This window comes from Blautia sp. HCP3S3_H10_2 (assembly GCF_052122375.1).
In the GTDB taxonomy this organism is placed as follows: Bacteria; Bacillota; Clostridia; order Lachnospirales; family Lachnospiraceae; genus Blautia_A.
In genome coordinates, this window is record NZ_JBQKCL010000008.1 from 65,076 (window position 1) to 91,799 (window position 26,724).

General features: G+C 42.7%; 24 protein-coding genes. 7 read left to right on the forward strand and 17 right to left on the reverse strand.

From position 1 onward, the window contains the following. Positions 1-110: 110 nt before the first annotated feature. Both asnA and ACTQWB_RS10385 read left to right on the forward strand, forming a co-directional pair. A complete protein-coding gene (gene asnA / locus ACTQWB_RS10380) occupies positions 111-1,118 on the forward strand; it encodes an aspartate--ammonia ligase (RefSeq protein ID WP_441501674.1) in 1,008 nt (335 codons plus the stop codon). A gap of 20 nt (positions 1,119-1,138) precedes the next feature. After that, a complete protein-coding gene (locus tag ACTQWB_RS10385; protein ID WP_441501673.1) occupies positions 1,139-1,549 on the forward strand; it encodes a CBS domain-containing protein in 411 nt (136 codons plus the stop codon). 125 nt (positions 1,550-1,674) lie between these two features. Here the strand turns inward: ACTQWB_RS10385 and ACTQWB_RS10390 are convergent, their stop codons facing one another. The 7 genes from ACTQWB_RS10390 to ACTQWB_RS10420 all read right to left on the reverse strand — a co-directional run bounded on the left by ACTQWB_RS10390 (position 1,675) and on the right by ACTQWB_RS10420 (position 11,717). After that, positions 1,675-2,421: an amino acid ABC transporter ATP-binding protein gene (locus ACTQWB_RS10390; RefSeq protein ID WP_441501672.1), complete on the reverse strand. Its 747-nt coding sequence runs from the start codon at positions 2,419-2,421 to the stop codon at positions 1,675-1,677. Then, a complete protein-coding gene (locus ACTQWB_RS10395; RefSeq protein WP_021925337.1) occupies positions 2,411-3,103 on the reverse strand; it encodes an amino acid ABC transporter permease in 693 nt (230 codons plus the stop codon). Before ACTQWB_RS10395 ends, ACTQWB_RS10390 begins: the two co-directional genes overlap by 11 nt. A 239-nt stretch (positions 3,104-3,342) precedes the next feature. Next, positions 3,343-4,122 carry a transporter substrate-binding domain-containing protein gene (locus tag ACTQWB_RS10400; RefSeq protein ID WP_441501671.1) on the reverse strand — a complete coding sequence of 260 codons (780 nt, stop codon included), beginning with the start codon at positions 4,120-4,122 and terminating at the stop codon, positions 3,343-3,345. A 172-nt stretch (positions 4,123-4,294) separates the two neighbouring features. Then, positions 4,295-6,997: a leucine-rich repeat protein gene (locus tag ACTQWB_RS10405; RefSeq protein WP_441501670.1), complete on the reverse strand. Its 2,703-nt coding sequence runs from the start codon at positions 6,995-6,997 to the stop codon at positions 4,295-4,297. Between the two features lie 72 nt (positions 6,998-7,069). Beyond that, positions 7,070-9,427 carry a DUF6273 domain-containing protein gene (locus ACTQWB_RS10410; RefSeq protein ID WP_441501669.1) on the reverse strand — a complete coding sequence of 786 codons (2,358 nt, stop codon included), beginning with the start codon at positions 9,425-9,427 and terminating at the stop codon, positions 7,070-7,072. Positions 9,428-9,441: 14 nt separating this feature from the next. Then, on the reverse strand, positions 9,442-10,257 hold the full coding sequence (locus tag ACTQWB_RS10415) for a DUF2971 domain-containing protein (RefSeq protein WP_441501668.1): 816 nt from the start codon (positions 10,255-10,257) through the stop codon (positions 9,442-9,444). Positions 10,258-10,268: 11 nt separating this feature from the next. Next, positions 10,269-11,717, reverse strand: a complete 1,449-nt coding sequence (locus ACTQWB_RS10420) for an SPFH domain-containing protein (RefSeq protein ID WP_441501667.1) — start codon at positions 11,715-11,717, stop codon at positions 10,269-10,271. Between the two features lie 227 nt (positions 11,718-11,944). On the opposite strand from ACTQWB_RS10420, the gene dapF reads away from it, so the two are divergent. Then, positions 11,945-12,799, forward strand: a complete 855-nt coding sequence (gene dapF, locus ACTQWB_RS10425) for a diaminopimelate epimerase (protein ID WP_441501666.1) — start codon at positions 11,945-11,947, stop codon at positions 12,797-12,799. Between the two features lie 268 nt (positions 12,800-13,067). On the opposite strand, the gene ACTQWB_RS10430 is transcribed toward dapF, so the two are convergent. Both ACTQWB_RS10430 and ACTQWB_RS10435 read right to left on the reverse strand, forming a co-directional pair. Then, complete coding sequence (locus ACTQWB_RS10430) at positions 13,068-15,089, reverse strand: hypothetical protein (RefSeq protein ID WP_441501665.1); 2,022 nt, start codon at positions 15,087-15,089, stop codon at positions 13,068-13,070. A gap of 71 nt (positions 15,090-15,160) precedes the next feature. Beyond that, complete coding sequence (locus ACTQWB_RS10435) at positions 15,161-15,535, reverse strand: response regulator (RefSeq protein WP_441501664.1); 375 nt, start codon at positions 15,533-15,535, stop codon at positions 15,161-15,163. 273 nt (positions 15,536-15,808) lie between these two features. Here ACTQWB_RS10435 and ACTQWB_RS10440 point away from each other — a divergent pair, with 273 nt between their 5' ends. Together ACTQWB_RS10440 and ACTQWB_RS10445 are read left to right on the forward strand one after the other, a co-directional pair. Next, the gene (locus ACTQWB_RS10440; RefSeq protein WP_441501663.1) at positions 15,809-16,525 is read left to right on the forward strand and encodes a LytR/AlgR family response regulator transcription factor; all 717 of its coding nucleotides are present in this window, start codon (positions 15,809-15,811) and stop codon (positions 16,523-16,525) included. Between the two features lie 2 nt (positions 16,526-16,527). After that, on the forward strand, positions 16,528-17,847 hold the full coding sequence (locus ACTQWB_RS10445) for a GHKL domain-containing protein (protein WP_441501662.1): 1,320 nt from the start codon (positions 16,528-16,530) through the stop codon (positions 17,845-17,847). Between the two features lie 117 nt (positions 17,848-17,964). On the opposite strand, the gene ACTQWB_RS10450 is transcribed toward ACTQWB_RS10445, so the two are convergent. From ACTQWB_RS10450 to yedE, 8 genes are all read right to left on the reverse strand, one after another. Next, entirely contained in the window at positions 17,965-18,282 is a 318-nt protein-coding gene (locus ACTQWB_RS10450) for an AzlD domain-containing protein (protein WP_441501661.1), read from the reverse strand. Beyond that, entirely contained in the window at positions 18,272-18,997 is a 726-nt protein-coding gene (locus ACTQWB_RS10455; protein ID WP_441501660.1) for an AzlC family ABC transporter permease, read from the reverse strand. Before ACTQWB_RS10455 ends, ACTQWB_RS10450 begins: the two co-directional genes overlap by 11 nt. Positions 18,998-19,107: 110 nt before the next feature. Continuing rightward, positions 19,108-19,758: a DUF3786 domain-containing protein gene (locus tag ACTQWB_RS10460; protein WP_441501659.1), complete on the reverse strand. Its 651-nt coding sequence runs from the start codon at positions 19,756-19,758 to the stop codon at positions 19,108-19,110. After that, the gene (locus ACTQWB_RS10465; RefSeq protein ID WP_441501658.1) at positions 19,751-20,848 is read right to left on the reverse strand and encodes a diguanylate cyclase domain-containing protein; all 1,098 of its coding nucleotides are present in this window, start codon (positions 20,846-20,848) and stop codon (positions 19,751-19,753) included. Before ACTQWB_RS10465 ends, ACTQWB_RS10460 begins: the two co-directional genes overlap by 8 nt. 39 nt (positions 20,849-20,887) lie before the next feature. Continuing rightward, positions 20,888-22,582, reverse strand: a complete 1,695-nt coding sequence (locus ACTQWB_RS10470) for an AAA family ATPase (protein WP_441501657.1) — start codon at positions 22,580-22,582, stop codon at positions 20,888-20,890. 157 nt (positions 22,583-22,739) lie between these two features. Continuing rightward, positions 22,740-22,982 (reverse strand): DUF3343 domain-containing protein, encoded by a 243-nt coding sequence (locus ACTQWB_RS10475; protein WP_441501656.1) that lies wholly within the window; start codon positions 22,980-22,982, stop codon positions 22,740-22,742. Next, entirely contained in the window at positions 22,982-23,188 is a 207-nt protein-coding gene (locus ACTQWB_RS10480; protein WP_441501655.1) for a sulfurtransferase TusA family protein, read from the reverse strand. Before ACTQWB_RS10480 ends, ACTQWB_RS10475 begins: the two co-directional genes overlap by 1 nt. A 38-nt stretch (positions 23,189-23,226) precedes the next feature. After that, a complete protein-coding gene (gene yedE, locus ACTQWB_RS10485; protein WP_441501654.1) occupies positions 23,227-24,306 on the reverse strand; it encodes a YedE family putative selenium transporter in 1,080 nt (359 codons plus the stop codon). Between the two features lie 163 nt (positions 24,307-24,469). Between yedE and ACTQWB_RS10490 the strand changes: the two genes are divergently transcribed. Next, positions 24,470-25,633 carry an aminotransferase class V-fold PLP-dependent enzyme gene (locus ACTQWB_RS10490; protein ID WP_441501653.1) on the forward strand — a complete coding sequence of 388 codons (1,164 nt, stop codon included), beginning with the start codon at positions 24,470-24,472 and terminating at the stop codon, positions 25,631-25,633. Positions 25,634-25,707: 74 nt separating this feature from the next. Then, positions 25,708-26,610: a selenium metabolism-associated LysR family transcriptional regulator gene (locus ACTQWB_RS10495; protein WP_441501652.1), complete on the forward strand. Its 903-nt coding sequence runs from the start codon at positions 25,708-25,710 to the stop codon at positions 26,608-26,610. The last annotated feature ends 114 nt before the right edge of the window (positions 26,611-26,724 follow it).

Below are 26,724 nucleotides of genomic sequence, written 5' to 3' on the forward strand. Positions count from 1 at the left end.
TATATTTCATTGTAACTTTTTTATATATTTCTTGCAAGGTGTAAATTGCCAACTTGGAAAATACCTGTTATAATAAACCGAGATTACCAAAATCAACAAGGAGGATTCCCATGGAACAATTAAAAATTCCGATGGGCTATCATGCAGACCTTAATCTCCATGATACTCAGGTAGCAATTAAAACTGTTAAAGACTTTTTCCAGCAGACACTTGCACAGAAGCTGAACCTTCTGCGTGTTTCCGCTCCTATATTTGTAGACCCAAGTTCCGGCCTCAATGATAACTTAAACGGCGTGGAGCGTCCGGTAAGCTTTGACATCAAAGGCATGGAAGGCGATGCTGAGATCGTACACTCCCTTGCCAAATGGAAGCGTTATGCACTGAAGAAATACGGTTTTTCCGAAGGGGAAGGCTTATATACCGATATGGTTGCCATCCGCCGCGACGAGGACGTGGATAACATCCACTCCATTTATGTGGACCAGTGGGACTGGGAGAAGATCATCTCCAAGGAAGACCGCAATGTAGAGACTCTTATCAATACAGTCCGTGCCATCTACAGCGTTCTTCGCAAGACTGAGAAATACATGGCAGTCCAGTACGACTACATAGAAGAAATTCTTCCAAGAGAGATCGCATTTGTTTCCACAGAAGAACTTGTAGACATGTATCCAGACCTTACTCCTAAGGAAAGAGAATACAAAATTGTCAAAGAAAAAGGTGCCGTTTTCCTTATGCAGGTCGGTAAAATGCTTTCAAACGGAGAGCGCCACGACGGACGTGCCCCGGACTATGATGACTGGGAATTAAACGGTGATATCCTGGTATACTATCCGGTACTGGATATTGCTCTTGAGCTTTCCTCCATGGGTATCCGTGTAGACGAGACAGCACTTGACAAACAGCTGACAGAGGCTGGCTGTGATGACAGAAGAGATCTGCCATTCCAGAAGGCCATCCTGAACAAAGAGCTTCCATACACCATCGGCGGTGGTATCGGACAGTCCCGTATCTGTATGTTCTTCCTCAGAAAAGCCCACATCGGAGAGGTACACGTTTCTCTCTGGCCAAAGGAAATGCAGGAAGAAGCTGCCAAAGGCGGTATTCCGCTTCTGTAAAAAAGAAACGAGGGATCAAATTGAATATACTTTTTTTCTTAACACCGAAAAGCGATATTGCTTACATTTTCGAGAATGACACCTTAAGACAGACCCTTGAGAAAATGGAACACCGGAAATTTTCCTGCATTCCCATGCTGAATCCGGATGGAAAATATGTGGGCACTATTTCCGAGGGTGACCTTCTCTGGGGAATGAAGAACCTGAATATTACCGATATGAAAGCAGCCGAGGAAGTTCCCATTATGGCAATCACCCGCAGAGCCACCTACAAGCCAGTCCATGTAGACTGCGATATGGAGGATCTTCTGGACCGTGCCATCAATCAGAACTTTGTGCCGGTCATTGATGACCAGGATCACTTTATCGGAATCGTCACAAGAAAAGAAATCATCAAATACTGCTATAAAGAAATGAAGAAAAACGGATAAAAACAGCAGCTGGAAGTAATCTTACCCAGATTCATTCCAGCTGCTTTTATCTTTGTACAAAACATGACAGCTTATAACTGTTTACTGCAAAAGTCCTCTTCAGATATAAGCTGTCATTATACATTTTACAGAACCTTGGATAAGAATTCTTTCAGTCTTGGGTTCTGTGGATTTCCGAAAAATTCCTCCGGCGCATTCTCTTCCTGAATTTTGCCGTCATCGATAAATAATACTCGCGTAGCGACCTCTCTTGCAAATCCCATCTCATGGGTAACTACCACCATGGTCATGCCGCTCTGTGCCAGTTCCTTCATCAGCTCCAGAACCTCTCCAACCATCTCCGGATCCAGTGCAGAAGTAGGCTCATCAAAAAGCATCACATCCGGATTCATGGCAAGTGATCTTGCGATAGCAATACGCTGCTTCTGGCCACCGGAAAGCATATCCGGATAAGCATTTGCCTTGTCTGGCAGACCTACACGGGTAAGAAGCTCATCCGCACGCTTGGATGCCTCTTCCTTTGTCATTAGCTTCAGGGCAACCGGAGCCATCATAATATTCTGCTTCACAGTCTTATGAGGAAACAGATTAAACTGCTGGAAAACCATCCCGATTTTCTGACGATGCCGGTTAATGTCAACCTTAGGATCTGTAATATCCGTTCCCTCAAACAGGATTCTGCCCCCTGTCGGCTCCTCCAGAAGATTCAGGGAACGGAGAAAAGTAGATTTACCGGAACCAGATGGTCCGATAATGGCAACCACCTCGCCCTGGCAGATATCGGTGGAAATCCCGTCCAATACCTGGTTCGCTCCAAACGCTTTCTTCAGATCCTGTACCTGGATCAAAACTTTGCTCTTATCAACGCTCACTGGTTCTCAGTCTCCTCTCCAGTTTATTCATAAAGAATGTCAGTACCATAACTACGATCAGGTAAATTGCTGCTGCTGCCAGAAGCGGCATAAATGCATTGTAAGTACGGCTCTGGATCAACATTGCACCCTTGGTCAGGTCCATCATTCCGATGTAACCGATAATGGAAGTCTCTTTGATCAGCACGATAAATTCATTTACCAGTGCAGGAAGTACATTCTTAAATGCCTGTGGAATAATGATCAGACGCATGGTCTGGGTAAAATTAAGGCCCAGGCTTCTGCCAGCCTCGGTCTGTCCCTGATCAATGGACATGATTCCGGAACGGACGATTTCTGCAACATAAGCACCTGAGTTAATACCAAACGCCAAACTTCCTACCAGAATCTCATTGACACTTACAGAACCGAACACAACAAAGTTCATGATCAGAAGCTGGATCACAGTAGGTGTTCCACGGATTACAGTCAGATAAACCTTGCAGATGGCATTTGCAATCTTGAAATTCCCGGATTTATCATGGGAAGAACGGATGATAGCCACAAGAAAACCAATACAGATACCGATGAGCAATGCAAAAACGGTAATGATCATAGTATTTTTCAGACCGTCCAGCAGCCATGTGTATCTGTCATCTTTTATAAAATTGATATAAAAATCGTGTCCAAATTTTTCAAACATATTTTTTCCCTTTTTATCTGTTTATCAAATGGTGCAGTGCCCATTTCTTTTTTTCGGCACCATTCCATATAGGAAAAGCTGCCAGAACTGTATGCTGGCTGTTTTCTTTCAGTCAGTAACATTAGTATGAGTCACCTTGATCTGCATGTATCCAAAGCTTGTACACTCCCAGCTTTTTCTAAACAGCATTCATCTAGGTGACCCATACTTCTCTGACAGCTTAAGCTGTATTCTTTCTATCAGTCAGCTTTTACAATAATAACCTGGCTTGCATTTGCGTATGTATCTGTGAAATCAACGCTCTCAAGACGGTCCTCTGTAACAGTCATTCCGGCAGCACCGAAATCTGCTTTACCAGACTGTACAGCAGCAAGGATCGCATCAAATTCCATATCATCAATCTCAAGCTCATAACCAAGCTTATCACAGATTGCCTGTGCGATATCAGCATCGATACCAACGATCTCGTCACCGTCACGGTACTCATATGGCTCGAACTCAGCGTTTGTAGCCATTACAAGAGTTCCATTGGAACGGTCTACATCTTCCGGAGACTCATATGGTGTCTCACCGATGTTATCACCGATGTAGTTATTCATGATATTATCAACAGTTCCATCCTCTTTCAGCTCTTTTAAAGCTCCGTTGATCTTGTCAAGGAGATCGTCATTGCCTTTCTTCAGGCAGATCGCATACTCTTCTTCTACGAATGGCTCGTCCAGGATCTTCAGTCCGTCTGCATTTTCTACGAATTTCTCAGCCGGCTGGGAATCGATGATCACACAGTCGATCTGACCAGCCATAAGTGCCTGGATTGCTTCGCTTCCTTTGCTGTAACGCTTAACAGTAGCGCCATCAGCCTCATATTCGCTTGCGTCAATATCACCAGTGGTACCAAGCTGTACACCGATGGTTGCATTCTTCAGATCATCCTTTGACTCAACAGTTGCAGCAGATACGCTGGCTGCCATAGAAACTGTCATCACAGAGCAAAGTGTAAGAGCTACTAATTTCTTCATATTCTCTTCCTCCTCTTAATTTCATATGCGAAAACCGTTCTCATATTGCCCTGCTGGAAAATGCTCATCCAAAAGGCAACATAATTATTCATGTTTCCTGCATATTCATTCATCTATCTTTTCCCCATTTTATCAGCTTTTGGGAAAAATGCAAGACTTTCCATAAGATTCCTTATTTTTTGATCTTGATTTTCTTCACTGAGCTATAGGAACCATACACCTTCTGACCTTTTGAATCTTTTTTATAAGCTCTTACCTTTACATAATATGTCTTGTTCTTAGTAAGACCACTGATGGTCAGAGAGGTTTTGGAAGTTGTTTTTGTCTTGGCGCCGGTAAATTGGGAGTTTGCCGCATAAAGGATCTGGTAACCTGATACACCACTGATTTTTTTCAGGCTTACGGTCATTTTTTTACCTTTTCCATTTGTCAGCTTACTTACTGCACCCTTAGAAACCGTCACTTTCTTCCAATGTGCATAGTAGGTGCATGCTTTGGTGACCTTGGTAGAAGCTTTAATCTTCGTTCCACCGGATTTCTTCGTGTACCAGCCTGCAAAGGTATATTTCGCTCTGGTAGCTTTCGGCAGAGTTCCTACAGAAGCTTTTGCCTTTACGGTTCTGGGGCCTGCTGATGCAGTTCCACCGTTGGCATTAAAGGTAACTTTATAGGATTTCACAGCAGGCTTACTGGTGGTCTGACTGGATTTTGTTACTGTCACTTTCTGGGTAACTGCTTTTTCTTTATATCCCGGATAATACATGGTGATCGTGGCAGTTCCGGCACCTTTGGCTGTGATTTTTCCATTGCTTACCGTGCAGACTGCAGTATTAGAGGATTCTGCTGTAGCTCCGGACTGACCAAGGTCATAGCCATTCCAAAGGTTCTGGATCTGGGTACTTTCTCCTACCTTCAGGCTGGCCTTGGTAACTTTGAAGGAACCACTATAGTATGGGGCATCTTTTTTCACAAGTACACTTCTGGTCTTTGCTCTGTCGGAATAAGAAGAGGCACTGACAGTTCCACTTCCTTCTTCTCCAAAACACTGCACCCAGTAAGTAACTCCGTTAAAAGTAACACAACCAATTCCAATTGTTTTAAATCTGGCAGTTAAAATATTTTCCCTGTGACCTTCAGAATTCATCCAGGAATTCATAACACCAGACGGTGTCGTCTGTCCTACTGCAATGTTTTCACCAGACATCTGCTCATTTGCTGTGAAACAATCTGTTCCGTCTGGCCTTGTGTGAGACCAGTAAAGCACCGTTTCAGCAGCACGGAACATTGCAGTTTCCAGAAGACTGGTGTCCATCGTCAATGCTGCAAGCCCCTGTTTTGCTCTCTCCTGGTTCACTTTCTTCAATACTTCAAAAGCGTAGGCATACTTCTCCTGTACTGTCACATTTACCCGGATGCCGTCAATATAACTGCCATCCTCTTTCCATTCTCCTGACAGATTGTCACCTGTTACTTTCGTATTGGAGCCAAAGGAATCAGATTCAACACTTGTAATCGTATCTGGCATTTTTATGCTTGTAAGCTTAGGACAGTTAGCAAACGCTTCGCTTTCAATTGTTTTGACACCTCGTGGAATAACCACATTGGTCAGGTTTTTCACTCCATAGCAACACCATTTTGGAATTGTGGAAATCTTAGATGAAAATGTAAGATTCACCAGATCTTCACTATAAATGAATGTAGAATCCCCAAGCTCCGTCACATTATCTGGAATAATTACCGTATCCAGTGCCGTGTAAGCAAAAGCAGAATCCGCTATTTTCGTTACATTTCCAGGTATTGTATAGGAACCTTTGCGTGCTGCCGGGAACTGGAACAGGGTCTTTCCTCCGTCGGAATAAAGAACACCATCTTTTGAACTATAGGTGCTGCTTCCCTGAATTTCTATATTTTCAAGATTCCACATTCCCGTAAGGGCAGTACCCTCTTCCAGATATTTCAGGCTGGACGGAAGCTTCAGAGTTTTGATCCCGGTTCCCCAGAAAACATCGGAATAGATATTTTCCACACTTTTTCCGAAAACCACTTCTGTCAGTGATTCATCATTGGCAAATGTATTGTAAAGAATATTCTTTACGGAATCCCCGATCACTACTTTGGTAAGATTTTTACAGTTGATGAAGGAACAATAGCCGATTTCCGTAATTCCATCTCCTATGTAAACCTCTTTGATTTCATCCAGATAGTCTTTCCACGGCTGTTCTGTTTTCTCGATTATTTCACCAGTCCACCAATCCTTAAGCGTATGATAACCGTCCATTACTCCGGTTCCGGAGACTCTCAGAATTCCGTTTTCCAAAGTCCAGCTGGCGCTTTCTCCACAGGTTCCGCTGATTACATCAGAAGGATTCAGTTCCGCTGTCTCTCCTTCTTCTGAAACAAAAGCGTCTATCTCATTTTCGTTTTCTTCCCCAGAGGAAAATCCCTCTTCTTCCAGTACTTCCCCTTTTTTTCTTAATTCGGCTGCACCTTCTCCAGCCTGTGTTCCGTCCGGAGTTACCTCTTCTGTTGTCTTCTCCTCGCCTGGTTCTGCCGGCACTTGCTGGTTATTTCCAGAGTTATCATTCCCGTTCTGACCTTCTCCGGGATTTTCCGCTTGCTGCTGGCTGTTTTCCGGATTTTCTATTATCTCCTGGTTTTCTCCAGGGTTCTCTGTCAACTGCTGACTGCCTCCAATATTCCCGTTCGCCTGCTGGTTGCCTTCTAATTTTTCTTGCTGGTTTCCAACTGTTTCTATGGCTTCACTGTAAAATCCATCTGCAAAGTCCTCCGCATAAAGAACCGCAGGTTCTGCTGCCATAGTGGCGCAGAGAACTGCTGCCATTAATTTTGGAAGCCATAAGTGCTTCTTTCTCATAAGTCTTTTCCTCCTAATTTTTCCAAATTCTTATCATCCATTCATTATAAAACCATCAAAGGATCAGAAAAATCAAGCATCTAAATCTATCCATATGGCTGGACGGATATATTCTTTCATCCCAAGTGGGTCTGTAGAATCCACATAAATTTTTGGTTTTTGCTTAGCAAACATGCCAAAACACCCAGTACTCACCACTTCTATTGCTTTATTGTTCTTTCCAGGTGTCCTCAAACTCCATAAGCAGCTAGTAGGTCGTTTAATTTCTTTAAGGCTATGTGAATACTTAAGTTTATTTGCATAAGCAGTTCCACCATATAATTTTCTTTCTTTCTCTATATAGTATTCTCTGGCTTCACTATCACTAAGCAAAAATACATAGTCTTTTGTATCATTTCCAGGGTCTGAATCATATTCCGGATTTCGATCAGCCACTACCGTACTTAATAAAATCTCATCTCTCTCCCATCTTTCAAATACAGTATAAAAAAATGACTCATTTAGCCATTTTCTCAAACTGCAATTTTCCCAGGTAACAGGTTCAAATGTATCATGGTAAGGTTGATAATCTAATGCGTATTTACTGAGTAAAAATACTTTAGTACCTTCCATCTTTAAAATAACCCACTCAATTGGTTCAATTCCATTTCCTTGCTCGTAATGCCCAAATTTCATATGTCCATCTTTTATATTCAACTTTTCAAGAATGCTCTTTTTTCTCTTTTCTCTGACTTTTTCCGAATACCCTTCACTTTCCTTACCGGCTTCCACAGCTTTCTGCTGCGTCTCACTGACTTCTGTTATTTTTTGCGAAATTTCACTGCCTATTTCATTCCTTCTTTTTAATAATTCATCCAAAGCCCCTTGAGCCTGTTTTTTCTCAATTACTTTAAATATCCCGAGACTTCCAATATATTTTTCCTTTTCTTCTATCTTTTCACCGAGAAGGCGCTCTTCCTCTTTAAGTTTCTTAAGTTCAAGCTCTCTATTCTCTACTTCTTTACGTAATTTTTTAGCTTCTTCCGTAAGCCTATTCTGTTCTTCTTTCTCATCCTCTGTCAGCTCAATCGGCTCACAGCATACCTGCTTATACTGACTTACCACAGGTTTTCTTTTTTCTCTTATTTTCTTTGCCGCGGCTTCCTCCGCTTCCAGTTTTGCCTGTTCCGCTGCTTCTTCTTGTCTTAATTTTTCCGCTTTTTGTTCCTTCCAGCCATTAAGTTCTGTCAGCAACTCTCCAGCAGCAAACTGATTTGCACGCACCCAGAAACGTTCCTGTTCATAATTTCCCTCTACATACATCTTTTTGGCATTATCCCTGTTTTGTGCCTTAATCTGCGTCATAAAAAGTCCCAGATACGCCTCGGCATTTTCGGCATCTCCATTAAGAACATTGTCAAAACATTTTTGTGCCTCATCAAAAGCACTGTCTTCCAGACTTATAAAGCCTCTTTTCAAAAGAGCTTCTATGTTTCCCCCTCCAGTCACAATCTGCTGAACCACAGGCTGACTGGTATTTTCACTTTCTTCTTTCGCGCTTCCCACCAATTTTTCTATTCCACGGATCAGATCCTGAACAGCACCTACTTTTCCCATATCCTGGGATTGCAGTTTCACAAATTCCTTAGGCATATCATAAGCATCTATATCCTTATAACACGGAATCAGATATTTATTTTTATCCTGCGCCATCAGTTTCAGATAACGGCTCCATTCATTTTTCACCCAGACAGAATTGTAATACTCATAATCCGTACCAAATGCCAGCATAACTTTGGCACTATTTAAAGCTGCAAAAATATAAGGCTCATATTCCTGTCCAAGCTTATCCTCCAACGTAATCCTGGAAAAGAACACCCGGTATCCTTTATCCGTTAACGCCTCATAAACATCCTGTGCAATTACGCTGTCAATGGTACGCTCTCCCTTTTCATCTGTTTCTTTATAACAAATGAAAATATCGTAGGGCTGTTCTTTTCCTGATACCTCAATAATGCCTTTCCGAAGCTCTTCAATTGCCTTGGCTTCCTCGCGGTAAACCTTTCTTGCATAAGTATCTGCATTCTCCATTGCCTGTTCGAAATCCACATCATCCATTACAGAATCAAATGAGCTTCTATGACAGGTCGGAACCTTCTTCCCTGTTACCGGGTCATCAACATACTCAATACCATATTTACAAAGTACAAGTCCCCAATAAGCCTCAGCCTCCTCTGGGAACTCAGCAACAATTGATTCGTAAACTCCTGCTGCTTTATCAAACTCACACGCAAACCGCAATCGGTTCGCGCGTCCAAATAGTGTGATTTTCTTTTCATTATCTACAGATGGAACGGTTTGCTTTGTACCACAGTATTCACACTCGCATACTGTCATCCCTTCTTGTATTTCCAGGCTTCCGCCACACATTTTACACTTTAATTCAGCCATCTTTTTCCCTCACTCTACTCTGTAATGTCCCAGTCAACATGTAAACTGCTGGAAATATAATTTTCCTGATAGGCAGCAACTGGTGATTTATAAACCTGTCCACCAGCCTCTCCTTTTCCTGTTTTAATCTCACCTGTCGATATTTTTACAAACAGTTTTTTCCCAGGATATCTCCTGATGCAGTCTTTGTATTCTCCCTTTAACATTACAATCATACGTGTCTCTTTTTCGTAGCTCCATGCATAATCCTTTAAATATCCTGTCAATTCATTATACACCTGCTTATCTATGCAGCTATGTTCTTCTGCCCTGGTTATCAGATACTTTTCTTCTTTTCCATTATCTATTTTTTCTTTATTGACAGTCTTACTTTTCACCTTGCTATAATAAAGAATATCTCTAATCTCTATATCAAATCCCACTTTAGGAATGGTCTGTAAATGCACAAACATCCCATTTTCTGTTTTTGCCAGCAGTTCTATTGTTTCAGTTTCCAGAATATTATGCATCTGCTTTTTTGAAAAGGAAACCATAGCTCCTGTTTTCCCGCCGTTCCCTCCATAAAGCATCCAAAGTGCTATATTTTCTGTAATTGCATAGCTAAAGCAGGTAGAAAACACTACACCTCTTCTGGTTCTGTCATCTTCATCATTCCAGTCACTTCCATCTGAAAGATATAAAGCTCTTTCTTTTATGTTTGACTTAATATGATCCAGTTTACTATATTTCCGGTACTGTACGTGATTCTTTCCTTTAAGTCCGAGGTATTCCAATATTTCCGCACTGTTCCTGCAATTACAAAGTCTGGAAATTTCTTTTTTTATTTCCATAGCTTCTTCCTTTATCCTATCTTCGTTCCGCATTCCAGGCAGAATTTACCACCTTGGGGGACCTCAGCTCCGCAGTTTGGACAACGACTTACCAGAGGCTGTCCGCATTCCATACAGAACTTCCCCTTCAGCGTTTTCTTTCCGCATGCAGGGCAGATGACCTCATTCTCTGCAAGTACCTCTATTTTGTTCCCACATTCCATACAGAATTTTGCATTTTCCGGCAGTTCATTTCCACACTTAGGACATTTTATGGTCTTATTTTGCTGTCCCCCAATGATATCCGAAGCTCCCTTAGGAGAAAAACCTTTCATCATTTCTCCCACTTGTGGAGCCATGGCGCCCATTGCCGCCATCCCAACTCCCATACCAAGCATATCCCCCATGATCGAAGAACCACCGCCTGCAGAAATCGCAGGTCCCATATTTCCAATTCCTTCCGCATATGCTTTTTGGACATCTGCCTGCAGGACATCCTTCTGATTATATCCTTTTGCCTGCATAACAGCAGCTTCTGCCATTCCTTTCATCTGAGCAGTCTGTGCCTCAGTCTGTGCCTGAATGATTTTTCTCTCTGCCTCTCGTCTGGCGATTTCTGTTTCTGTTGTCTGGGCTTCAAGAATGGCACCTCTCTGGGCCGCTTTAATTCGGGCTTCCGCATCCGCTTCTGCGGTCATATAAAGTGCCTTACTTTCCGCCTGGGATGTTTTCATCTCTGCTTCTGCAAATGCCATTCTTTTCTGAAGTGTAATCGTATGTAGCTCTTTTAACCTTCTGAAACTTGGATCTGCCTCTGGTAAAACAATATTCGTCAAATAAAACTCTGGAATTGTGAGCCCATATTCCTCGAAACCTGGAAGGATTTTAATACGAAGCTCATCTCCTAATTCCATCAAGTGCTCATCTACTTCAACAATATCAATATTACGTTGCTTGATTGCTGTCGGGAGGTTTGATTTCACAGCAGTGGAAATCAATGGACGAAATGCTTTCTGGAGGGATTTGGTAAACTCGTTTCCTTCCGCTTCCCAGGAAATCCCCTGCATGGTACCTACTAACTTAAATAATAATTTTCTTGCGTCTGCCACAGCAAGATTCATTTCACCAGATGCCCCCAGTTCTACTGGTACACCTAATGTTGGTTCTACGAATCTGACCTTCGAATCAGTTCCCCATTTCACAGCCATCTGCACTGTTTTATTAATGAAATATACCTCACAGTGGAAAACGCTTACACCCGTTACCCAGTTGATCATTTTGGTAAGAATTGGAATATTCTCCGCATCCAGTTTATATCGGCCTGGTCCAAATGTATCTGCTGCAACACCATTTGCAACAAAAACAGCCTCCTGACTTTCATGAACAATCAGTTCTGTCATATTATTAAAATCTTCATTTGGATATTTCCAGATAAATGTCGAATTATCACCTTCGTACTTGATCAGTTCTGATAATGCCATATACAGCAGTTCCTCCAGTTTTTCGTTTTCTTATTCAACCATAATAAACAATTAAAGCACAAAATTTTCGTTTTTTTTATTATAATTCAATAATTGTTATCTGTCTATCACTTAATTTACCAGCCACAATTTTTCCTAACAAATTATTAAAAAATCTAATTTTGCAAAAATTCACCCTTTCCTAACAAATCTATGCTATGATAAAAAAAACGAGGAGGTAATTTATTATGAAATTTACGAAAATGCATGGTATTGGCAACGATTATGTATATGTAAACTGTTTTAAAGAAACGGTGAAAGATCCTTCCGCGGTTGCAAAATTCGTAAGTGACCGCCATTTTGGAATTGGTTCAGATGGGTTGATTCTGATCAAGCCTTCAGATATCGCAGACTGCGAAATGGATATGTATAATCTGGACGGCTCCCAGGGAGCCATGTGCGGAAATGGTATCCGCTGCGTGGCAAAATATGCTTATGATTACGGTATTGTAAATAAGACAAGTATCAGCGTGGCGACAAAAAGCGGCGTGAAATACCTGGATCTCTCTATCCGCGATGGTAAAGTCAGCATGGTGAAGGTCAATATGGGAGCCCCAATTCTTCAGGCTCCACTGATTCCGGTTGTATCTGAGTCCGAGCAAGTTCTAAATGCTCCTATCGAAGTAGATGGACAGACTTATCATTTCACAGCTGTTTCCATGGGAAATCCTCATGCCATTGTGTACATGGATGATGTAGACGGGCTGGAAATCGAAAAGATCGGACCATCCTTCGAAAATCACATAAATTTCCCAGACCGTGTAAATACGGAATTTGTAAAAGTGATCGACCGCCACACTGTCCAGATGAGAGTCTGGGAGCGCGGCTCTGGCGAGACTCTGGCATGTGGAACCGGTGCTTGTGCCGTTGCTGTTGCTTCTATTCTGAATGACCTTGTTGACCGTGACCAGCCGGTTACTGTAAAGCTTCTCGGCGGAGACCTGAATATTTTCTGGGATGAAAATGACGATCAAGTTTATATGACTGGTCCTGCAACCACTGTATTTGATGGGGAAATTGATCTGGCATTTCTCGGAGAATGAGGCAAAACGCTATAACCTTCCGGATAAATGTGGCAACACTCCTTCTTAACAAACAAACACCGGATATTCAGGTTCCCTCCCAGCCCTGAATATCCGGTGTATTTATTTGCGCTGATAACCATTCCATCAGGTCACAGTTACACGCTTTGTGATATACCAAAAGCAAACCATCTTGTGCAATGCGCAGGAAAAATGTTTGCGATTGATATTTTCACTCTTTTTATGTTTACTCTTTTTATGTTTACTTTTTTTACTTTCCCAGAACCGCTTAATTTCCCAGAATCGCAGAGATTTTAATCTCCTTTTCTGTCTCACTGAGATCATATTCCCCGCCATCTTCTACGGTCATATGAACCTCATACAGCGTGTCTGCTGTCAGAGATTCTGGCGTTTCACCCTCTTCTGTCTGAATGTGCCACAATTCTGCAGGAACTTCTGTCAGTATTCCTTCCATGTTATACGCATAGATCCGGAAAGCAGCTGCATCCCCTGAAATTCCTTTCATACGCAATGCCACCGTCGTATTCGGATGAACATTTTCCACCGTTACTGTATTCAGCCATCCAGCCACATTTCCCTGGCCGCCATCTGTCTCAAATGCTTCCTGGCCAAGTACATTCCGCATTGCCTGATCCAGATTCACCTTGCGGTAAGGCATCTCCGGCAGATAAACAAATCTGTCCTGAAGTCTTAGTAGTTCCAGATAACCAGTCGGGCAATAAAGTGTATTTCCACTGCTTCCGGCATACATACCGATGACCATATTATTATATCCCGGCTTATTGGAAACATCCATTGTAAATACTGTCTCACCAGTTTCAAAATCCAGCATGATATACTGCCACATACCAGTTTCCAGATTCTGAACATAACCATAAACATATCCGGTAGCCGTGGAAAGCTTCATCATGGAAGTATCGGACAGATCTTCTCTGCACCAGATGCTCTTCATCTCATAGCCATTTTCTGTCTTCACCGTATCCACACGTTCTACCCCAGGCATAATCATCCGGTTTCCCTGTCTCAGCCAGTTTACATCATAAATATTTTCGTAACTCTGAACAGAAGAATCACTGTCTGCATTTCCAAGGTTTGCACTTCCTGCGCCAAACCAGTTGCATACAATTGTGCTTACCGTTCCTTCTTTGTTGTCATAAACGATTGCGGAATTTTCAACAGATACCTGGATATCCTCTGGAAATTCATCCATTACAGGTGTACTCGCAACAACTTCCCCTGTTTTCATATCCAACGCAAGAAAATTCACCGGGCTCTGATTATCCGTAAACATTACCAGATTCGGGGTAAGTGACGGCGAACAACCGCTTCCCCATGCAAGACCGCCGCCTGTGGTCGCATCCCCTTCTTTACTTTCCTTGGCGCCCACACTCTCGTAAGGAGTTTTCCACACAGCCTTTACTCCATTGTCTGCCTGAAGCAGATAACAGTTCTGATTGGTCAGAATCACCGCCCCGTCCTTTGAGGCTGCAATTCCGTTTTCCGCGCCTTCCCCTGGTGTCAGTTCGTATACAAATACAGAATCCGAGAGATTGATATCTTCTCCATTTAAGATTCCATCAATTGCCTCTCGGGAAATATATCCCATTGCTCCCTGCTGCTGGCGATCTGGATAAATACGGAAGCCACCGGTTGCAAACCAGAGATTTCCTTCATAATCAAACACCACTGACAACAGATTCTGATCCAGTGTTTTTCCAAGAGCCTCTTCAGCGGCTGCCTTAACATCTATATCCAGCACTTTTTCAAACTGGGGAAGCACATTTCCTTCCTCATCGGTTGCTTTCAGCATCAGTACATGATTGTTGCTGGTAGGGCAGACCAGACGGTTGCTTTCATCCACAAATGAATAAGAGCTCTGGATCATATAACCGCCTCCATCCTGCTCTTTCGGGGAAAAATACCCTTCCGTCTGTGTTTCTTCTGCATTAATATCCCGGATTGCCAGTCCCCCTAAATAAGGAACTACAGCATGTCCATAGCTGTCAAAAAAAATTGCCGGAGATGCATTTGCATTTGTTTTCTCATAAGAAACATTGATTTCCGGATAAATGTCTACCGGCAGAACTTCATCTGTGGAATCTGTATTGTAACAATCATGGTGAATATTTGAATCCCCCTTTGCCATATATGGGTTCTTCTCCACTACCTTCGCTGTAAGCGGTTTTATTAGAAGTTCTCCTGACTCCGCTGCCTGAACTATTTTTCCCATTCCACCAGTTGTGGTAACCATACATGCAAGCACGGCAAGAATTAACGCTCTCTTCTTCATTTTGTTTTCCTCCTGAATGTTTCATGATAAGTATTTGTAAATACCTGGAAGCCAGTTTTTTCAGATGATTCTTAAAGAACCCTGTTGCGTTCCATCCATGCCAAAAGGCCTTCCTGAATTTTTTCTTCCTCAGCCGGTTCCAGAAAAAAATACTCTATCCTAAGCCTGAATGCGTGAATTGAAAAATCAAGGTCACTGCACCAGATAATCCCGCATTTGGGATATAACGAGCGGAGATGTTCTACCGCATTCAGCCCGGATACTTCCGGCAGTACAAGAAATACAAGGTCTGGTACTGCACTGCATATTTGCTGAAAAAACATTTCCACATCCTGGTAAATTTCCACCAGAGGGAATACACCTTTACCTGCACAATAATTTTTGATACATTCTGCATAGCCGGAGCCATTATGTTCTTTGTCTGTTAAAACAGTGATGCAGTACACAAGGTCCCTCCTTTTCCCGAAACCATTTGGCTCTGAACCATTCCATTTTGTTATTGTTGAGCCCATTATAAATAAACCAGAAAACTTTTCAAGCCTTCTGTCACGAAGTGTGGGAAAATAGCACGAATGGTAACTGTAATTCGTAGCTGGCATGATTTTTTTATGGTATACTACAATTAAAAGATACCAGAGTTAAAAGGTCAGAAAGCAGTTCATGCTTGCACGATAAAGCTTTTGACCTTGGCACATTCGGAAATCACAAAGGAAAACATTATGAGAATTGCAATTGTCGATGATATAAAAGAAGAACGGAAGCTGCTCCTGGACAGACTTGAAAAACAGCTTTCCAGACGTGGAATCCACGAAGATCTATTTGAATATGAAACGGGAGAGGATTTTCTTCTGGCCGCAAAGGAGCGCCCTTTCACGGTTGTTTTTCTGGACATTTATATGAACGGTGCCAATGGAATTGAAACAGCCCGGGCACTCCGGAAATTTGACTCCGACGCCCTTTTGATTTTCACTACTACCTCCACGGATCATGCTCTGGACGGTTTCAAGGTCCGGGCCATGCATTACCTTGTGAAGCCATACCACGAAAATGAAATCTCCAGTCTGATAGATGAGATTCTCTCACGGATACCAGATTCTGGAAAATACATAGATGTAAAAGTAAACGGAAGCAATGTCCAGGTTCCATTTCGGAATCTTGTATATGCCGAGCATTTTTCTCATATGATCCACATTCACACTACCGCAGACAGGGAATTGATCACCCGTCAGTCCTTTGAAGATTTTACTGCATCTTTAAAAATGGATTCAAGATTTTATCTTTGTAGCAGAGGAGTGGTAATCAACCTGGAACATGCCGTTGACTTTGATGGTACCTTGTTTATTCTGGATGATGAAACCAGGATTTCGGTCAGCCGGAAGCTGGTCAAAAATGCAAGACAGACTTTTATGGATTTTCTATTTCAAAGGGGACATTGAACATGAATACGATATTAAGACCGGTGCTGGAACTTACTCCAATGGTTTCCGGCTTATTTCTTGCATACCTGCCTGTACAGACATACCTGAAACAGCCGCCTCTTAAACTGGCTGCATGGCTTACGCCGCTTCTTACAGCAGTATGCCTTTTCGAAGGAGGGCTTTGTTATTTGCTGGATCTTTCCACCTGCCCAGTGCTTTTTCTTACCTTGCCCTTTCTCATGGTAATCTACCACAAAAGCCTGAATATCTCTATCTGGAAATCTACCAGTATTTTTCTGGCTGTATGTGCCGTCTTTGCCTGTGTAAACAGTCTTTCACGGGCTGTGAATGCCATTGCCGCTGCCAGACTTGGACTCTCAGAAACAGAAATATGGTTTCACACAAGTGCCGCAGTCTTTTACAATGTAATCTGCCTGCTGTTTGTTCTTGCGGCCTGGTATCCTGCTTCCCATTGTGTCCGCACCATGATTGATGACGAGAATTTTGCCCAGACCTGGTACATTTTCTGGATATTGCCACTCATCTTTATCGGATTAAATCTGTTTATGGTTCCCAGATATAAAGGCACATTATACACCGGACGTATTTTGCAGGGATACATTGTGATCAGCCTGGTTCTTCTTGTAATTCTGGTTCTCTTTTACGCCATGTTTCTTATGATGGCAGAAAGCCTGAATAAAAACGCAAGACTTCAGCAGGAAAATCAATTTCTTTTTCTTCAGCAGGCGCGATACGAAAACCTTTGCAACGCTATAGAAGAAGCACGGCAAGCCCGCCATGACATCCGGCATCACTTTTTGCAGTTCTCCTCTCTTGCTGAAAAAGGAAATCTGGAAGAAATAAAGGAATATCTTTCAAATGCGAACACCAAGATTCCAGACTATAATCTGCATTTTTGTGAAAACCGGGCCGCAGACAGCGTAATCAGCCATTATGCAGCCCTTGCCAAACGGGAAAACATTCCATTCCACGCCAAAGTGGATCTGCCCGCACACGTTTCCACAGATGAAATAGACATGTGTCTGGTTCTCTCCAATCTGCTGGAAAATGCTATCGAAGCCAGCTTGAGAACCCTCCCTTCAAGGCAAAAAATTAACGCAGAGGTCTATCTTCATCACAAACACCTTCTCCTGATCCAGGTAGAAAATACTTTTGATGGTAAAATACAAGAGAAAAATCATATTTTTCAGTCATCCAAACGTTCTGGAAACGGCGTCGGAATCCAGTCCGTCCGTCACATTGCTGCCAAAAATGGCGGAGATAGCAGCTTCACCTATGAAAATGGTATTTTTACTGCAAAAATCATGCTGCGTATATGAAAAAGTTCAAGAAAGAATCCCGCCCGGCAGGGCTTTTTATGTTATAGGGAATTCCAACGGAATTTCCTATAGCATAAAAAAGGCCCTTGCGGGCATAAGCACTATACTATATAGTACTTACGCCGCAAAGGCCATAATTCTCTCTACGATAAACACTGCCCCGCAGGCAAACAACGCCACCGTCAAAAGGCTCTTCTCTTTGTACGCAGCGATCAGCGCCACTACAAATCCCACCACAGCAGAAATCACACTTGCCGTTGCCGACAAAATCGCCGGAAACGTCATCGCCGCCAGACAGGCATAAGGAACATAGAACAGGAACGATTTTATAAATGGATTGGTAATTTCCTTCTTCGCCAGTGCAAGCGGCAGCATACGGATCAGATAAGTAACTCCTGCCATCACCAGGATATAAATATAAACATTAGGCTTCATGTGCTTCCTCCTTGGCATTTTCATCTGCAACCGGGCAAAGCCATGCTGCCAGTCCAGCCACCAGAATGGTTGTAATAATGATCACAAACCCGGATGATACCTTTGATAAAACCGGAACCCAGGCAAATAAAGCGCTTACCGCCATCGCCCCAAGTACCACCAGAAGAACTGCCCTGTTTTTCTTGGACGGTGGAATGATTACTGCCAGGAACATTCCATAAATAGCCACTCCCAGTGCACTCATAATAAAATCAGGCAGCAGACTTCCGGAAATCGCGCCAAGCAGGGTGCCAATGGTCCAGCCTGGAATTGCCACGCTCATCACGCCATAGTTATAAAAGGCACTGACCTTCCCCGGCTTGCTGGCGCTGACTCCGAATATCTCATCTGTCACACCAAATGCCACGCCATACCGGTGTCCCCATGGTTCATCCCTCCGCAGCTTCTGGGAAAGAGAAAAGGACATCAGGCAGTATCGCAGATTAATGATCAGCTGGGTAAGTGCCATCTCCCACAGGGAACCTCCTGCTATGATGATATCCAGACCTGCAAACTGCCCCGCTGACGTAAGATTGGTCAGAGATATAAGTACTGCCTGCCAGATGGTAAGTCCGCCCTGCACTGCCATCATACCAAATGTAAAGGAAACCGCCAGATACCCCAGGGCAATGGGGATTCCATCTGTGATTCCCTGTTTAAAACTCTCTTTTTTCATAAGAGATCCCCTCCGGTTTCTTATGTAATTTTATAACTGTTCCGAGCCGTTACATAATTCTATGTGTGCTCATATAAACAGCCCGAAAAACACCTCTATGCTTTCCAGGCTCACTTATTGTAGCACTTTGCTGTGGTAAATACAATCCCAGCTGCCCGCGTCAGATAATACACTGCATCTGCTGCCACACAGACCACATTCTCTTCATGCATAAATTCTGTAATTTCCGAATCAAAAAGCATGTTCGCCTGGGCGTCAAATTCCTCATCCTTATCCCAGAATAATACTGCAATATTCAAAAACGGAAACACCGGAAGCACATATCCCACATCTCCCTGCGGAAGCGGAGTTCCGCCAAGAGCCTCACAGGCTTTTCTTAATGCATCCGTCTTTCCCGAAAAAGTATCCTGTAATCTGGAAATAATGGTTCTTCTATATGCAGCCTCAAAAGGATAGACTCTTTTTACCTGACGGAAAGCTACCAGATTCCCGGAAGCCACCGGATGACTGGAAGAATAATAAAAAGTATTATAAATATTCATCACTGTATCAAATCCAGGACGCTTTCCTTCATCTGTAATCTCCCCTGATTCCCGATTGATCCGGAGTTTTCTGAAAAAATAAACAACATAAAGGAACTCTTCATCCGCTTCCAGCTGAAATTTGCGAATCAGTTCCTCCTGATCCATTTCCAGGAATTTCCGTCTCCAGTTTTCAATCACCTGATCATAATTTGATATTTTATTTTCCGGATTATACATGTGCCTCCCGCCTTTCCCTGCGCATTACTTTTCCAGCCTTTTTCACCCGGTACATCTGCGCATCCGCTTCTTTTATGGCACTTTCCACATCTGTTTTCTCCGGATTAAAGAAAATATAACCAATCGACACATACGGAATCCGCTTATCGTTCTTCCGAAGCTCATCCAGCTTATCTTTCAATTTCTGATTCAACTCGTCCACAGAGTTCAGCTTCTTCTCAAGAAGGACACAAAACTCATCCCCGCCGATCCGGTAACAGTGTCCATAGGACGCATACACCTCCTGCAGGCATTTTCCAACTGTCTGAAGACAAAAATCCCCCACATGATGACCATATCTGTCATTTATACTTTTAAAATCATCAACATCAAAATAAAGGATCACTGCCGGTACATTCATATGTTCCAGATAACTTTCATAACTGCGTCTGTTCAGAAGATTGGTGATGCTGTCTGTCTTCTCCACGATTTCAGTATAATAAATATACAGAATGATTGCATCGATTGCCACGCAGAGATAATCTACATGTATTTCTGAATTTGCCAGTCTGAGGATCATCCCCGCAACGAGGAAAAGGAATACCATTTCCAGGATAAACCGGTTGGCACTCTGATATTTTTTACTGAATCTGGCAGCCTCTATGAGAAGATTAATGGTGCAATAGAGGTAAACTGCAATATAAATCCAGTAATAAGGTCCATGATAGTACACATTTTTATCATCAATATAATAAATAAATCCAAAGTATCCGGACGCAGCCTCAAGAATCCCGTGAATTACCAGGATTGGTATCAGTTTTTCTGCTTTTTCCCTGGTTGACAGAATATTCATAAAGATAATGGCAATGACTGGTGCCACTGAATGATCCAGACATTTCATTGCGATATGCAGGATTCTCAAAGATTCTGACTTACCGTCCAGAAAATTTCCGAACCACTCACTCGCTGCAGACACCATGATCATCGCAAAAATAGCAATAAACTCCGCTTTCTTCTGCTCCCCAAGCAATTCGTTATTGCGCACCACCAGTATCATGATAAACAGCGCAAATAATATAAGAAAAATCGTTGCCGTGTACTGTGCATTCATAATTTCACATCTTTCCGTCTGTCTTTGGCAGACTAGCCTCTACTCACTCAAAAGGACTTTACAACATTTTTTGTTACAGGTAATTCCATATTTTAATATCCTATGAATTCCCTCATATTCTAATTCTTCTGCATAATGCCTGCTTTCAATCTGCTTCAGGGCTTTTTGGCATTCTTCGGTCATCTTTTCTTCCTGGGCATACTTTACCTCAATCACAATTCCGATATCTGCGTCGTCAATTCTTATCATAATATCGCTAAAGCCTTCCCCAGCCTCTTGATTTGATTTTACTGACCAGCCTTCTTTAAAGCCTAAGATTCCAAGTAAAATCCCATGATAAAAATTTTCCTTTAACGCATTTCTCGCAAAAGTATCTCTCACACTTATTGTTTTCTTCAGATATTGTGTTAAAAGCTTTTCAACCTCACCCGCTTTTCCTTCTACCAAAGCAGTACAGAATTTTCCAAGCGTCTCCCCATCATGTTCAATATTTGCCTGAAATAATTCTAAAATATGATCCGTTATGATATTCCGAATCTCCAGGTTCGGAATTGCCAGATTATACCTTTTTCCCTCTGCTTTTCCGCGACTAGTCAGATATCCAGTCATCAATAAAGCACTCCAGATATTTCCCGGCGACGCATACAATTCCTTATACGTCAATTCCTGGCAGATTTCTTTTTGGACCGTGCCTCCGTTTACCAGATTCTCTAATTCCATCTTGGTAGGCTGCTGACGACTTCCTATTTCTTCAATAAATGTCTTAATAATTTCATTTCCACTGGTATTCAGCCAGTAATTTTCTGCTTCTTTTTCAGGATTTTCTATATGATCTGCACAATAGCATATTACATCCCATGGACAATACACTTCCACATTTCCGAATTGGTAACCATCATACCACTCTTTAATCGTGTTGTAATGTTCCATCTGGTCATAATATTCAACAAGCGCTTTTACTTCCTGATTCGTAAATCCAAAATATTCATCAAAGTTCACATCTGTAAGCGGATATACCTTAAAATTATTCATTCCGGTAAAAATGCTTTCTTTTGCTACACGAAGGCATCCAGTAAGAACTGCAAAATACAGATTATCATTTGTTTTTAATGCATTACCAAAAAAATTACGGATAAGATCTGTCATCTCATCATAATAGCCACGTTCATTCGCCTTCGCCAGAGGAACATCATATTCATCAATCAGAACGATCACTTCACGTCCATATTGCTTCCGCAAAAGCTCTGTGAGCTCACGGATACTGTAAACAAGCACAGATTCCTTCATTTCCGGATTCATCAGGTCTTCAAACAGTCTTTTGTCAATTTCTGTAAGCTTTTCACTTTGAAGCAAAAATTGGAAGCGTCTTGCTTCCTCGTTGACCAGTCTGATCAATAAATCCCTGGCTTCTTCATATGTTCTGGCTTCAACACCTTTCAGACTAATGAAAATAACTGGAAATTTCCCCATATATTTTTCACATAGCCCGGTATTTTCTTTTATATAAAGTCCATCGAACAGACTTTTATCACAATCAATTTCGAAAAAATATCTGAGCATGCTCATATTTAACGACTTACCGAAACGTCTTGGTCTGGTAAAAAGATTAACACTTCCGCCATTATTTATAATTTTCTCTATCAAACCTGTCTTATCCACATAATAACAGTTCCGCTGTCTGACTCTTCGAAAATTATCTTCTCCAACTGGCAGTTTTTTTAGTTTCTCTTGCATCTTCTCACACTCCCTTCGCTCCGTTCTTCTTTTTATTATTCTATCAAACTTTCCCTTGATATGCAAAACCTTTCCGAACTTATTATTAAAAAAGAGAACTGCTCTGGACTGATACCAAAATCTGATAGTAAAGTCCATCACTAGTTCTCTTTCTTTTCTAACTATGCCATATAACCTGAAACCTTCCGTTTCCAAGTATTTTTGCCAGCTGCTCCAGTTCATCCGAATGCCAGTTTTCTGCGGTTTCTGCCATTCCTGTAAACTTTACGCAGGTTCCACAGGAAGAGCTTAAATTCCTTGGCACTGGCATGATCACAGCCGGATACCCTTCTTTGTCACACTTTTTCTTAAAAGCCATGGCCCCAAAATGGGAAAAAAATGTGGCAATATATTCTTCCATTATTTTTCCAGGGTAAGAACAAAGTCTTCCCCGTCCTCTTTTACAGACACCTGATAACCCTGGTGGATTGCAAAACGGGATACGTTTTCTTTTGCAGTTACATTATCTACCATTATCGTGTATGCTTTTTCACCGGATGCCAGTGCATTTTTTGTGCGGATCACAGGTTCCGGGCAGGAAAGCCCTCTTGCATCTATTGTTTTCATATACTCAATCTCCTTTCACGGAATTTCTCAACTTAGATTCACGCTTCGCTCTTACGCATGGAATTGACTGTAGCAATCACGATCAATACCACAAAACCGATCACAACTGCAATCTTACCATTTGCTGTCGGACCTTCTCCTGAAGAAGCCAGTCCAAAGTTATGTGCTACAGCAGCGCCAGCCATCAGACCGAATACCGTGATCGCAGAATCAGTGTTTCCCTCTCCTGCCAGTACCAGCTGACGAAGCGGGCAGCCACCCAGAAGTACACAGCCAAATCCGGCAAGAGCCATTCCAAGTGCATTCCACAGACCATCCGTATGTGCGATCGGCTGACCTGCAAATCCAGGATTGAAATAGCCAAGGATTATATTTCCGATCAGTGCACTTACCAGAATCGCAACAAATCCAAGTAAAAGCTTCCACTCGCCAAACAGAACCACATCACGGATACCGCCAACCATGCAAAGACGGGTCCTCTGAGCCAGTGCTCCAACCAGAAGACCTGCGATCAGGGAAATGGCGATTGCCGCATGTTTTGCACCAGGGCCGCCGTCTGCTTCTGTAAAATGAATAAATGCAGGTGCCGCGATAAGAAGCACCAGAATTCCGATTTCCACAACTGGGAAAATACCACCTTCAATGGGCTGCATCTTGTAAGAGCGTTTCAGTGTGTAACCTTTTTTCAGGAAAAATACGCCGGCAAGAATTCCCACAATAAATCCGATCAGACCAAAAATCGCGTTAAAGTCACCACCGGCAAGACGCAGAATCATACGGAACGGACATCCAAGAAACATCAGGCATCCGATCATAACGAACATTCCGATCACGAAACGGGTAACAGGGGCTGAACCGCCTCTTGGCTTAAATTCCCTGGTTGCCAGTGCCAGAATACAGGAACCAAGAACCAGGCCCACGATCTCAGGACGTATGTACTGTACCGCTGCTGCGGAATGAAATCCCAGTGCACCAGTGGTATCACGCAGAAAGCATGCGATACAAAATCCCATGTTTGCAGGATTTCCAAAATAAACCAGTGCTACCGCAATGATTCCTATGATAATACCCGCGCCAATGATCATAGGCGTCTCTTTCTTTGACAATGTTTCTTTCATACTCTTTCCTCCTTGTACAAATGTCAAATCTTTTCTCTATTTTAGCATGTTTTTTCAGAATACTCTAATTGATTATATGGGACTTTTTTATAGTTCTATAGATTTTTTCTATAAATTATGTTATTATAATTTCAATATTTCACAGACGAAAGGACCATCCACCATGAACCGAATCTACCTCGACCAGGCCAGCACCTCTTTTCCAAAAGCCCCAGGCGTCGCCCAGGCTATGATGGACTACCTGACCCAAAATGGAACCAATATAAACCGGGGCTGCTACTCAGATGCTTATTCTGCTGAAGAAGTGGTCTACGAAACCCGCCAGCTGCTGGCAGAGCTTTTCCACTTTTCCAAATGCAAAAATGTAATTTTTACACCAAATATCACTACCAGCTTAAATTTTATATTAAAAGGACTTCTGAAACCCGGCGATCACATCCTGGTATCTGCCATGGAACACAATGCAGTTATGCGCCCGGTCGTCCAGCTGGCCTCCCGTGGAGTCTGCTTTGACCGTATCCCATGCAAAGAAGATGGCTCTATGATCCTGGAACAGATAGAACCTCTGATAAAGCCTGAAACCAAAGCCATTGTCACACTCCACGCTTCCAATGTATGTGGAACTATAATGCCCCTTACCGCAATAGGTGAAATCTGCCAGAAGCACCATCTTTATTTTATTGTAGACTCAGCCCAGACAGCCGGAATTCTTCCTATTGATATGGAAGAAGCACATATTGACGCGCTGGCTTTTACCGGACACAAGGGACTTCGGGGGCCACAAGGTACAGGTGGTTTCCTGGTATCCCAGGAGCTTGCAGAGCAGATGGAACCACTGATTTCCGGCGGCACCGGAAGTATTTCCCACACAGAAGAGGTTCCGGATTTCCTGCCGGACAGGTTTGAACCCGGAACCCCGAATCTGCCTGGAATTTATGGCCTCCATGAAGCACTTTTGTTTCTAAAAACACAGCCTTTGCAGACGATATATAAAAAAGAATTGGCACTTACCAGTTATTTTCTGGAACAGCTGCAGGCGCTGGACGATACTGGCAGACACATTCGCATTGTTGGGAAAAAAGACCTTTCTGACCGAAGTGCGGTGGTTTCGATTCAGACACCAGAAATCGACATGTCCCAGGTAGCATGGCAGCTGGACAGTGCATATGACGTTATGACCAGAGTCGGACTCCACTGCGCTCCCAATGCCCACAAGACACTTGGCACTTACCCGGCCGGAACCATTCGTTTCTCCTTCGGGCCGGAAAATACAAAAAGTGAGCTGGATTTTGCCCTCCAGGGATTAAGGAAGATTTTGGATTTATAAACTCAGATATAAATTAGCAACACTTAGCTAGTCTTTGAGAAAGGAACCAGTGTTTTTACTGCGTATATACCTCTATGGAATTTAAACAATTAGAAGCCTTTGTGGCTGTTGTAGAAAATAAAAGCTTCTCCGAAGCAGCCAGGCAGCTGAATCTGACTCAGCCCACCATCAGCGCCCACATCAATTCCCTGGAACAGGAATTGAACTCCCGTTTATTGATCCGCACCACTAAGAAGCTGACCATCACCCAGCGGGGACTTCAGCTTTACGACTGTGCCTCCAATATGCTGAACATGCGCAGCAATATCATCGCAGAATTTACCGGAGAGAACAAAAAGATCATCGATCTTGCAGTTTCCACCATTCCTTCTTCCTATCTGCTGCCCGGAATCTTAAGTGACTTTAACAGCCAGGTACCAGACGTATATTTCCACTCCTGGCAATCTGACAGCCTCGGTGCCATCTCAAGGGTTCTGGATGGCAGTGTGGATATGGCTCTTGTGGGAAATACCTTTGACGAGCCAGACTGCTTTTTTATCCCCTTTTGTAAAGACAAACTGGTGATTGCCACCCCTGTGAATGAACATTATCTTCAATATGAACAGAAATCTAATTCCGGAAATCTGGATATTTCTGACTTTCTCAAAGAACCTTTTATTATGCGCGAAACCGGTTCCGGAACCAAAAAAGAAATCGACCGTTACCTGGAAGCACACAATATCCCAGATTCCTCCCTTCACATTGTTGCCCGCATGAATGACCTGGAAGCAATCCGTAAGTCTGTAGCCGGAGGCCTTGGCATCTCCATCCTTTCTGCCTGCTCCGCAAAGGACCTTGCCGATACCCATCAGATTCTGATGTTCCCATTAAACCACGAAGAAGCAACCCGGACCTTTTATATCGTCTACAGCAAGAACCGGATATTGAAGCCACATGTTAAGCAGTTTCTGAAATTTGTGAAATCCTTTTATCACTAAAACAGGCCCGGCTCTAGTTATCACAGTATAAAAAGAAGCTGCCTGCCAATTTCTTAGCAAACAGCTTCTTACATCACTACATATTCAATCAGGCACCACACTTGGTTCAAAATA